The 10,469-nt window shown below is 44.0% G+C and carries 7 protein-coding genes; 1 reads left to right on the forward strand and 6 read right to left on the reverse strand.

All coding sequences use genetic code 11. The annotated features are described in order from the left end of the window. Positions 1-74: 74 nt before the first annotated feature. From AB4329_RS20010 to AB4329_RS20035, 6 genes are read right to left on the reverse strand one after another with little or no spacing between them, the layout of a single operon-like run. Positions 75-2,213: an ATP-binding cassette domain-containing protein gene (locus AB4329_RS20010; RefSeq protein ID WP_017067905.1), complete on the reverse strand. Its 2,139-nt coding sequence runs from the start codon at positions 2,211-2,213 to the stop codon at positions 75-77. Beyond that, complete coding sequence (locus tag AB4329_RS20015) at positions 2,210-3,796, reverse strand: ABC transporter transmembrane domain-containing protein (protein WP_017060462.1); 1,587 nt, start codon at positions 3,794-3,796, stop codon at positions 2,210-2,212. Before AB4329_RS20015 ends, AB4329_RS20010 begins: the two co-directional genes overlap by 4 nt. Then, the gene (locus tag AB4329_RS20020; RefSeq protein WP_017064679.1) at positions 3,786-5,210 is read right to left on the reverse strand and encodes a TolC family protein; all 1,425 of its coding nucleotides are present in this window, start codon (positions 5,208-5,210) and stop codon (positions 3,786-3,788) included. Before AB4329_RS20020 ends, AB4329_RS20015 begins: the two co-directional genes overlap by 11 nt. Continuing rightward, entirely contained in the window at positions 5,185-7,416 is a 2,232-nt protein-coding gene (locus tag AB4329_RS20025; protein ID WP_372139110.1) for a response regulator, read from the reverse strand. Before AB4329_RS20025 ends, AB4329_RS20020 begins: the two co-directional genes overlap by 26 nt. Positions 7,417-7,419: 3 nt before the next feature. Then, positions 7,420-8,769, reverse strand: a complete 1,350-nt coding sequence (locus AB4329_RS20030; protein ID WP_017060459.1) for an HlyD family type I secretion periplasmic adaptor subunit — start codon at positions 8,767-8,769, stop codon at positions 7,420-7,422. Between the two features lie 12 nt (positions 8,770-8,781). Beyond that, on the reverse strand, positions 8,782-9,132 hold the full coding sequence (locus tag AB4329_RS20035) for a hypothetical protein (protein ID WP_017060458.1): 351 nt from the start codon (positions 9,130-9,132) through the stop codon (positions 8,782-8,784). Positions 9,133-9,322: 190 nt separating this feature from the next. Here AB4329_RS20035 and AB4329_RS20040 point away from each other — a divergent pair. Next, on the forward strand, positions 9,323-10,469 hold a 1,147-nt coding region (locus tag AB4329_RS20040; RefSeq protein ID WP_372139112.1), incomplete at its 3' end, for a cadherin-like domain-containing protein.

Below are 10,469 nucleotides of genomic sequence, written 5' to 3' on the forward strand. Positions count from 1 at the left end.
CATCCCTCTCGCTTATGAATTTGTCAATTATATCCATTTCCCTAAATAGCGAATTGTGATTAAGCGTTGAGGTTTTAGCTTAAGCTGTTTAAGTATTTGTCTGTTAAGCCAAAATATTTCAAATTTCCATCCGGCTCTAACACTAAACTCATGTTTGATGTTGCGATCAAACCAGGGTCGTTAGTCGAAAAAATCACGGTCTTATTCAACAATTTATCGGAGAACAGGCGGTTAAAGTACTGCGCATTTTCATTTTCTGCACCATTGAATGGCTCATCAATAATAATCAGAGATTGCTCACAGTTACCTAAGCCGAGTGCCAGACGCAATTTTTGTTGAATTCCATTCGGGAGACTTTTGCATTTATCCACGCTTAACTGAGTAGCTAAGCCTTCCGGAAGCCATTCATCTAACTCGAAGAAGCTCACCATCTCTTGCATCTTGTCTGTTGGAATCAGCCCGTTGTGTAGAATGAAGTTGGTCTCGAGTGAGCCTTCAAAAATATGCAAATTAAAAGGGATGTAGTTAATCGAGGTGCGATAACGGTAGCTATTGAACTGTTTAATGTTGTAACCATCGACAGAGACTGCGCCTTGATAGCGGTCTTCTAACCCAGCAATGATTGAAATTAAGGTGGTTTTGCCGCAGCCCGTTGGGCCACAAATGACCACTTTTGCACTGGGTGGGATTTTGAACCCCAAGTTAGTTAAGCCGGTTGCTGCTCCCGCGTATCGGTGACTGACACCGCTGCCCACGATGCTGCCTTGGAACAGGCGAATAGGCGGGCTTTTCTCTAAGGTTAATTTGTCGTCATTCATCGACATTAAATTGTTGATCTGTGCGGACGAAGCTTTGATCGACTGGAACTTGGAAATTGAGTTATAGATACCCATGATTGGGCCTAACGCTTTCCAAACCAGAATAACGGTCGCGAGCATGGCACCCGCATCAGAAGTACCTTCCATCACGCCAATAACTGCAGTCACGATACTTGCTGTGCCAATCACTTGGATCAAACTACCGCCAGCGGCCTGAATCTTACTGTTCGTTACGGCAACGTTCTCTGCATCGCTGGTGCTTTGCATATGCGATGCGCTGAATCGAGATTGAACGACACGAAGTAAAGGCAGGCCTTGGATAGTCTTGATACCACGAAGAATTTCATTCCATTGATACGAAACCATCGCATTGGCACGCGAACTTTTGGATGTGGCTTGCGAGTAGATATAGCGCGAGTAAATACAGAACACTAACATCAGTATTAAGCCGCCCATCACCACCAATGCCGCTGTACCAGACATCAGAGCAATGGCGATGATAAATACAATCACAAACGGCATATCAAAATAGCTAAGCGTTGATTCTGCGGTCACCAAGCGTCGGAAGGTATCGATATCTTTCAAACGTGCTAGCTGAGAAGAGACCCCAGCAGTAGATGTCATCGCATAGGGTAGCCAAAGCAATTTAGATATAACGGCTTGCGAGATGTGCACGGCGAGGTCTTTACCGGAAGTGGCAATGATATTGACCCGCATTTTCTTAAAGAAGTATTCAGAGAAGCCGACAATAATGGCGAATAAGGTTAGCCAATAGAGTGTGGCTTCGGAGCTCGAAGTCAGTGCGAAGTTATATACACTCATAATAAAGAATGGCTGCAATGCACCGAGAATACTGATGACGAAGCTGAGAATGATCAGGCTTTTAAGTTCATTGTTATAACGATAGAAAGCGTATTTAATCCAATTGCTTCTGTCTTGCGATTCCGGAGGTGGCTCGCGGAACAGACGAGAATATTCGCTAATCGCAATCAGCAAACAGGGCTTTTTGCACATTGGGTATTCAATGGTGTTGTTGTTCGTGTAATCAAACAGCAGCAACTTTCCATCTTTGGTGCCTAAGAAAATCGCACTTAGATTCTCTATTTCAATAAAGCATGGCTGAGGGTGTTTATCTATATTCTCGAGTGTCTTTAATTTGGTCACATCACAGCGATACCCAAGACGCTCTATGGTTGCTGTAAAGCTGTCGCTGTCTTTGTGTTTCGGAATAAAAGCATCGCTGAGTATCGCGGGTGTGCCTTCCCATTCGAGTGCTATCAAGGTGTAGGCCAAACCGCGGATAAGTGGCGATTGACTGTAACGTTCGTCGTATCCGCTGGATTCAAAATCCAAGACACGTTGCGGTACATTATTGAAGTCGACTAAGATACTCATTGGTCACCTCCGGTAAGTTTTACGCGTTTGAGGCGATGGTTAAGCTTGTCCATTTTATTACTGGCGATGATCAAGATTTTGTCGTTGGCTCGATAAGCCGTACTGGTGAGAACCATTCGTGCAAATTCCTCATCAAACACACAGTCGATGTCATCAAATATCAATACGCGCTTACTGGCGAGCAGGGCGCGAACTAATAATAGGGCGTAGCCAACTTGGCGTGAGAATGGGTTACGCATATGGCCTTTGAGTTCTGTATAAAAACCGGCAGGAAGCCCATCAATTTGAGCTTTGATGTTCATGGTTTCACACAGTGCAAACGCCGTGTTATTCAAGCTTGGGCGGAAACAGGTGAGGTTATCGATAATCGTCCCTTCTACGAACGAACTGGTCTTATCAACCATCAGAACACTGTTACGCCAAACGTTGTAATTGACGTCATCCAAAGGCGTGTCGTTAATCATGATATCTAGTTTGCTATCACTGTTCTGACGCGTAATACAGTTAGCGAGGTGGGTCTTACCCGAACCACTTTTCCCTGTCAGCAAATAGGCTTGTCCGAGTTCGAACTCGATACGCTGCTTTTCAGAATACTTAACCGAGATACGTTCTACTTCTGTTGTTTCATGTTGGTGTTCAACAGAGGCGGCCAATTCAAGGAGGTCAACGATACGCTGAATATGGAGTTTGTTTAACTCCCAACGGCTCGCGGTGCGCATCACTTGTTGGTAAGGCGCAAAATAACGGTTGGTTAGCATGATGATCGCGGCCATGATGCCTTGGCTAGATTCCATATTGATAACGGCCGTTGCCAGTACCACAACAACACAAGCTATAGAAAGCTGTTGGATGAGCGCCAATATTAGGCTGAAGTTAGATTCAATCTGCTCATATTTGATGTTCTCAACTTCGCGCTCTTCGACCATTTGTGTCATCAGGCTTTCAACGCGGTATTCCATATTTCGAGCTTTGATATCAAGCGGGCTAGAGATGATCTCAATGATTTTGGAGGTAGTTAACCCTTCGATGTCTGACTTATTCTGCAAACTACCAATCTTTTGTTTGGAAAGGCTCCACGCAAAAATAGCCAAGATGACAGAGGCAATCAGAAGGGTAATGCCAGCCCATATGTTGATGAGTCCTATGATGAGGATAGTGATCACGCTGACGGCAAGGTTGATAAGCGCTCGAACCGATTCGCCACCAAAGAAGGTTTTCAATTCAGGAATGGTTGAGATTCGTTCTAGGTATTCGCCTGGCTCCAAACGTCGGAACTTAGAGATTTCCGCCAAACAGATGGATTGAAATACCTTATTGGTTAAGTTGGTCTCAAACTGCCTCATGATGACAGAGGAAATCTTCTCTTCCTGATTTTTTAAGTGATAGTCGAGGAAGATAGAAATCAAGATAATCGCGAACAATAAGAACAGAGTATCTTGTGCTTGGTTGGGTAACACTCGGTCAAAAATGATCAGAATGGAGAAGGGCAGTACCAAACCAAACAGGGTCGATATTATCGTTGAGAAAGTCAGATAACACTTATCTGCCATGTTGATCTTTTGCGAAAACTGCTCAGTTTGCATTGCGACCTCCTTTCCTCAACGACTCCGTTGAGAGAAGATGTTTAGGCACCAAATCTTGATTGTCTCGTCCCTCAATATCGCTCATTAATTGCATCACGCTTTCGATAGATTGAATTGAGAGTATTCCCTTAATTTGCTCAAGCTTGATGGTCTCGATGATGTAGTCGTATCGTGCGCTTTCGTAGTCTCTTAAGGCGCTGAATAGTTTACTTTCCGCCGCCAGCAAGTCGGTGATAGTACGCGTGCCCAATTGGTAGGCTCTTTGGATCCCTTTATAAGACGCGTAGTTGGCGCGAATGATGTTTTCGTAACTGCTTATAGACTGCGAGAAATCGTTAATGTTGAGCACGGAGGTATTCACACTGTTACGTGTGGTGTAAAGCGAATCTTGGTAAAGCAGCTCAGTACGTTCGATGGCCGTCGATGATTTTTGATAGCCGTAGTAATCAGAGCCACCAGACAAGATAGGAACTGCTAGGTTTAACCCAACACTGGTTGAGTTACTTTCGCCTGTCGCTGTAATGTCGGTTTTGTCGAAGTTATTGGCGTCATCGTGTCGATAGCTGGCTGAAAGCGATACGGTCGGTAAGAAGTTCGAACCGCTCTCTTTTAAGCTTCTGCGGCTTCTCTCGACGTTTTTCTTAGCCACTAACAAGTCGTTGTTGAGCTTTAACGCTTGATCCATGATTGATCGTTGTTCGGTTTCGTTTATCTCTTTTAAAGGCACACTTTCGTAGATATCTTGAGACGGAGTGATAGGGTATTGAATCTGAATCGATAGCCCGTTGAGAATGACGCGACGGTCTTTCTGCAAGGTTCTCAATCGATTCGACACACCTTCTTTCTGAGCAATCACTTCGTAAAGCTCACTGGCGGCTGTATTGCCGAGTTCCACATTGCGTCGCATTTGATGTTCACGCGTCTCAGACGACTTAAGCTCTACCTTGGTCGCTTTAATTTGTGCGTTGTTTTTCAAATACTCAAAGTATTGAGAGCCGATTTCTGAAATAGTGCTTTGGATTTTGTTCTCGTGTTTAATCTCTTCAATGTTGAAGTCGAGCTTTGCCGTCCCATATTTGAAAATATCGCCCAGATTGAAGATCGATTGAGAAAGGGAAAGGCTGTAGCTGTTCGAGTTATAGCTTGAAGTTTCATCAGGCACACTTGATAGCAAGGTTTCATTTTCATTCCATGTGGTATCGGCAGCACCATTGAGGGAAGGAAGAAATTTTGAGCGGCTGATACCAATGTTGTACTCGTTCTCTTCGACCCCTTTATCACTCGCCCGAAGAGAAAGGCTGTTCTGCAGACCGAGTTCTACCGCCTCAAGCAGGGTAGTCGCCGATGCTGAAGGTGTCGTGCTTAATGTAAGCGCAGCTATGATGCTGCTAGTTAAGTTTTTGTACCGCCACATACTTGTTGATCACCTTGATGATTTGGTCGCTTTTATAAGGTTTGCTGATTACGTAATCCATTCCGGCCTCAATACAAGCCTGGTGTTCGTTACTGCTGGTCAATGCGGTTGCACCTATGATGGTACAAGGGTTTTTCTCGTTTTCTTGTTCGAATTGGCGAATGCGTTTTGTGGCTTCGATGCCACCCATACCCGGCATGATGCAATCCATGAAGATGATGTCAGAACGCTTGTTCATAAAGTGCTTCACGGCATCGGCGCCATCGCCAACCATGTCTGGTTCATATTCTTGTTTGGTCAAGATTCGTTTCAGTAAAATTTGTTGAACTCGGTCATCCTCTACGATAAGGAATGAGCTGTTTTCCATCTGTTCTTCCGATGCTTCCGCTTCCATAATGGTGAGTAGGTTTGGAATGAACTCGTAAGGGATAGCAGGAGCGTTGATGATTTTGTCGACGAAGCTATGACACTCTTGTGCTTGCTGAGTGTTGGTCACTGACAACAGTAACTTGGTATTTGGGTGGTTCTTAAGCTGAGATTTCACCGTCTTGCTCAACGACGGCAGCTTGTTGGGTTCAAAGGTATCGGTCAACATTATCGCATCGTAATCACCGAACGTTTTCGCCGCTGAGAAAAGCTCATTTGCAGTGCGAATCTCGGTGATATCAAGCCCCAAGTTACTGAGCATTTTCTTCATCACATCGATGCGAACTTGAGTATTAGCACACAAGAGTAAACGCTTGCCATTAAAGCGAGTTTTCTCTGTGTGGAAGTTCTTAGCCTTAAGATCAAGCTCGATCTGAAAACGTTCCTGAGCCCCTGACTGGAACCAGTGGCTCTCGTAATATCCGTAATCCTTCAGAACGCTTTTCGCTAAGTCATCTGTGCTGGCTGTATGGTCTTTGTGGGCGCTCCAATGGAGTTTATTGAGCTTGGCAACAGAGACATCCAGCGTTGATAAGAAGTTGAGGTTGATGGTGACACGGGTATTTTCCATGTCAGAAGCCGCACCCGATTCAATCGTCACAAACAGTTTCTTATTTGATTTGAGTTGAATAGCGTTAGAAAGTTGAAGGAACAGTATCCAGAATAAGCTGGTGGATTGGCCTGCAACACGATTCGGTAAGTTGTCAGAGATAAAACAGTCAAGTTGGCTTTCATTACGTTGTACTTTGGCACTGATATGAATCATTAATTCAGATAACACGCTCAGTAAAGAGAACTCTTTCGACTTGCTTTCCGTACCCTGTGATATCAAGCGATTATAGTTTTCTGCTAACTCAGATAGTGTGCTACACGCAGAGGTAATATCGTTCGCCATCAACACGCCGTTTTCATCGGTTTCTTGAACCAGATATTGGACACCACCGTTGATGGTGTTTGTAATTCCGCGAATCTCATAACCGATCAGCGCATACAACTGTTTGTAGAGATCGTTATTGCGCTTTTGGTCTTCTAATTTACTGAAAATAAGTTTGAGATGAGAGTAAATCTGACGCTGCTTGGGGTTGATGCTAACTTCATTAAGAAGCTCTTCAAGACGTTGTAAATCTAGCTGCTTCAGCTCTTGATACAGGGCATCGAATTCATAGTCGATTTCGCGTTCGTTAGAACTGGATTTCTTTAGCTTCAACATAGCAACTGAGTTGGATAGAATCGTAATCACAGCCAATATCACGACCACCATAAACAACCAGATAAAGAACTCGTTTTTTTCTGACATTAAGTCATTTGCATGGTTGTTAAACATGGTGCGATAGTTGTCGTCCATCTGCAGATAGTTATTGGTCAATGAAAGGTACAAGCCTAATACGTCGTTACGTGTTTTTGCGCTATCGGAGAAACGATTAATCGCCAATTCCAGTTGTGTGTATTCAGTTGCCCCAACCAAGCTGAACTCGGTTTTGTTCAACGAGGCTAAAGAGCGAAATTCATTAATTTCAAGCTTCAAGTTAACCAGGTTGAATTGGTTAGTGCCGCAAGTGTTGGTACTTAAACACTGTTGCAGAGTTTGAATATCTTGTTCTATGGTCTGATTAAGCTTCTGGGCTTGTATGAGCAGTGGGGCGCTTTGCACTTGTGCGACTGAATCTATTTTTGACCAAGAAAAGTATAAATAGAAAGCGAGCGCAGCCAATACCACGCTAAATAGTATGCTTAGACGTAGGGCGGGTATGGAAATATTGTACGAAGGTTTACCGCTCATTGATTATCTCTCATCGAAAGCATCCTCGATGGCTGACATCACCGGTTTCGCAGCGTATTCGATCACGCGACGCGAGCCTGTTTTCACATCAGCGGTAAACTCCATGTAAGGTGATAACTTGTATTGAGTGCCTCCTCGTTCAAGAAAGTTTCGGTCAATTTCAATCTCAGCTAAATAGAATTCAGCGTCTTCTTCTTCGTATGATGAACGGCTGATTGAGGCGATGGTTCCCTCAACAAACCCGTATTTTGCAAAGTTATAGGTATCCATTTTTACTTTCACTGCCTGACCAATTTCGACAAATCCCATGTCTTTACGTGGGATCTTCGCTTCACCGTGTAACGAATTATTTATTGGGGCAATATCGGCGATACTTTCTCCTGGCGGAATCACAGCAGAACGGAAATTGAAGTGAAGTTTATCGACCACACCATCGACTGGCGAGTAGACGACTAGGCGATCAACTTTGTCGGAATGCTGCGGTTGTAAGATTCGCTTTAGCTTGAGGTCTTTGTTCGCTTGAATGATTTGTGCTTGGTACTCAGAGTTTCGATTCTCAACCAAGTCACGGTGTTGCTTTTCCAGTTTGTCGAGTTGGAAACGCTCATTCATCACAGATTCGTCAAGGTTCTCAATCTCACGCACCATATTCGACTCTTGTACTTTCATGTTAAGAACGTCGACATAAGACGCCATCTCTTCTTTATAGAGGGTGTTTTTGATGTTGAGCTGCTTACGTATCAGAGAGAGTTGATTCTCTGAACTTTTGCGACGCTTTAACATTGAACTGATCAACGAGTTCTTGTGCTTAATATCGTGTGTAATGAGTTCTTCATTTGAACGGTTTTTAGAGAATTCTTGTCTCCAGGTATTCATGTTGACCTGAACTTGCTCAGGGTATTTTTCAATGAAAGCGTCGAAGTTAGGCTCTATCATGTCGCGTAAGCTTTCATAACGAATCTTATCGAGCTCTATCTGAATAATTTCAGTATTGACGGTATCAAGTTGAGTGTTACGGTCAAGTGAGCGTATTCGAGCGATAGGTTGGCCCTCATAAACGACTTCCCCTTTTCTGACTAACAATTCTTCTAATATCCCGCCTTCTAAATGCTGAACTTTCTCAACATCCGATTCCAATAGCAGTTCGCCACGTACAGAAACAACAATATCGATACGTGCTTGTGACGCCACCGCAATAGCGACCAAAGCGAGCAAGAATATAATGAGCAACGTTTTGTGAACGCTGGTCATGGCACTAGCAAGCACAATAGTGTCATCAGCTGTGACCTTAGAAGCCTCGTTATTGGAAACGAGTGCTTTTCTGAGGTGATGTTCTATTTGGTTATTGCTCATGACTGACCTCGGTTACTTGCCATCTATTACTTCCTTAATATCCAACAAGTGGTTGATTTGTCGATTGACGTTGTGCAATTCAGTTTTTACATCCTCTATTAGATCTTCCGGCGCAGGAAACTCGTGTCTACTCAAGTGTTCCAATTTGGCCATTTTTGGCGGAAGGTCTTGGTCGCAAAGCAACGTTAAGATGGTCTTCAATCGTTTTGAGTAACTATTGAGTTCATCAAAATGATTACCGTTATGAAGCGCTTCTATATTTAGGGCTGCGTCAGAAAAGTCATTGTAAAAGTCGCCTAATAGCAATTGCAGCCCTTTGTGGTTGTTGTCGACCGAGCGCAACAAATTCGTCATGTCTATCATCGCTCCACTGCCTTAATTGCTTTAATCACAATAACTAAGGATCTTTAAAGGCAGTTTTCAAATTTTTTTTGATTCTTTCTCTTTAAAAAGAAATTATGAAAAATGTTGTATAAAAAATTGGTTTTTCAAAATGATGTCCTTTAATGCCTCTATAAATACGATCAGTTAGCTAGTAGCAACGGAGGCTGTAATGGCAGGCGAAAATAACCAAAATAACCAAAACAACCAAAATGAAGATCTAAATGACGCGGTAGAACAAACGGACACGAACGACGCGGGTACGCCCTCCCAACAGCAGAATCAACAAAATCAACAAAACACGATTGCGTCGACAATAGCGACGGGTGCTGAAAATGCGGATGCGGCAGACGAAGTTAACCAGGCTTTAGACGAAAATCCGAGTGGTGCAGGTAATGCTGAAGATGCCTCTGCTTCTGGTGCGGCTGTGCAAGAAGAGACGCCAGAAAGTGATGGAGATTCAGACGCTGCACAATCCAATGTAGTTGGTGGAGCCGCTTCTGAAGCTGGCTCGGATAACGCTGCTGGCAGTGGTGGCGGTGCTGGAGCGGGCGCACAAGCTGTAGGTGGTGATATCGCAGAGGCTGCGACAGGTGGTGTAGACGCTGAAGGTAATGAAGAACAAGGCCAAGCTGCGCGTACTTCAGCAGCGCCGAGTGCGACATCTTCAGAGTCGGGTGACCAACAAGTTGGTGATGAGCTAGATTCACAAACAGTAGAAGAGACGTTTGCAGTTGATGTTCAAGCTTCTGACGAAGAGACCATTAGCGAAGTAGAGGATGACTTTGATTCTGAAACGGTAAGCGAAACGTTTAAAATCAAAGTGGAAAGTGAAAATGATGCGCCAGAAGCTGAACAAGATCTGGCTTACATCATGGATGAAGATGGCTCCATAACATTCACTCAAGAACAATTACTCGAATACGCAAGTGATGTAGATGGGGACGAGCTTGTTGCTTCTAACGTTCAAGTTGGTGATGATGCAACAGTTCAAGACAATGGTGATGGTACTTTCACCGTTGTTCCTTCAGCTGATTTTAATGGTGAACTTGACCTTACTTTCGACATCAGTGACGGCCAAGAAACGATTAGCAGCGCAATTGATTTAACGGTACGCCCGATTAATGACGCGCCTGTTCCTGAAGATAAAACGTTTGAAATCGAGGAAGACGGAACTCTTGTATTCACCGATGCAGACCTACTAACAGGTGCGACTGACATTGAAGGTGATAACCTAACGGTTGAAGGTGTGACCTACGATGGTGGCGACGGTATCCTTACCGACAACGGTAATGGTACATACACCTTTGCGCCAAACG

Source organism: Vibrio sp. 10N.261.54.A5, from assembly GCF_041471145.1.
GTDB lineage: Bacteria > Pseudomonadota > Gammaproteobacteria > Enterobacterales > Vibrionaceae > Vibrio > Vibrio crassostreae_C.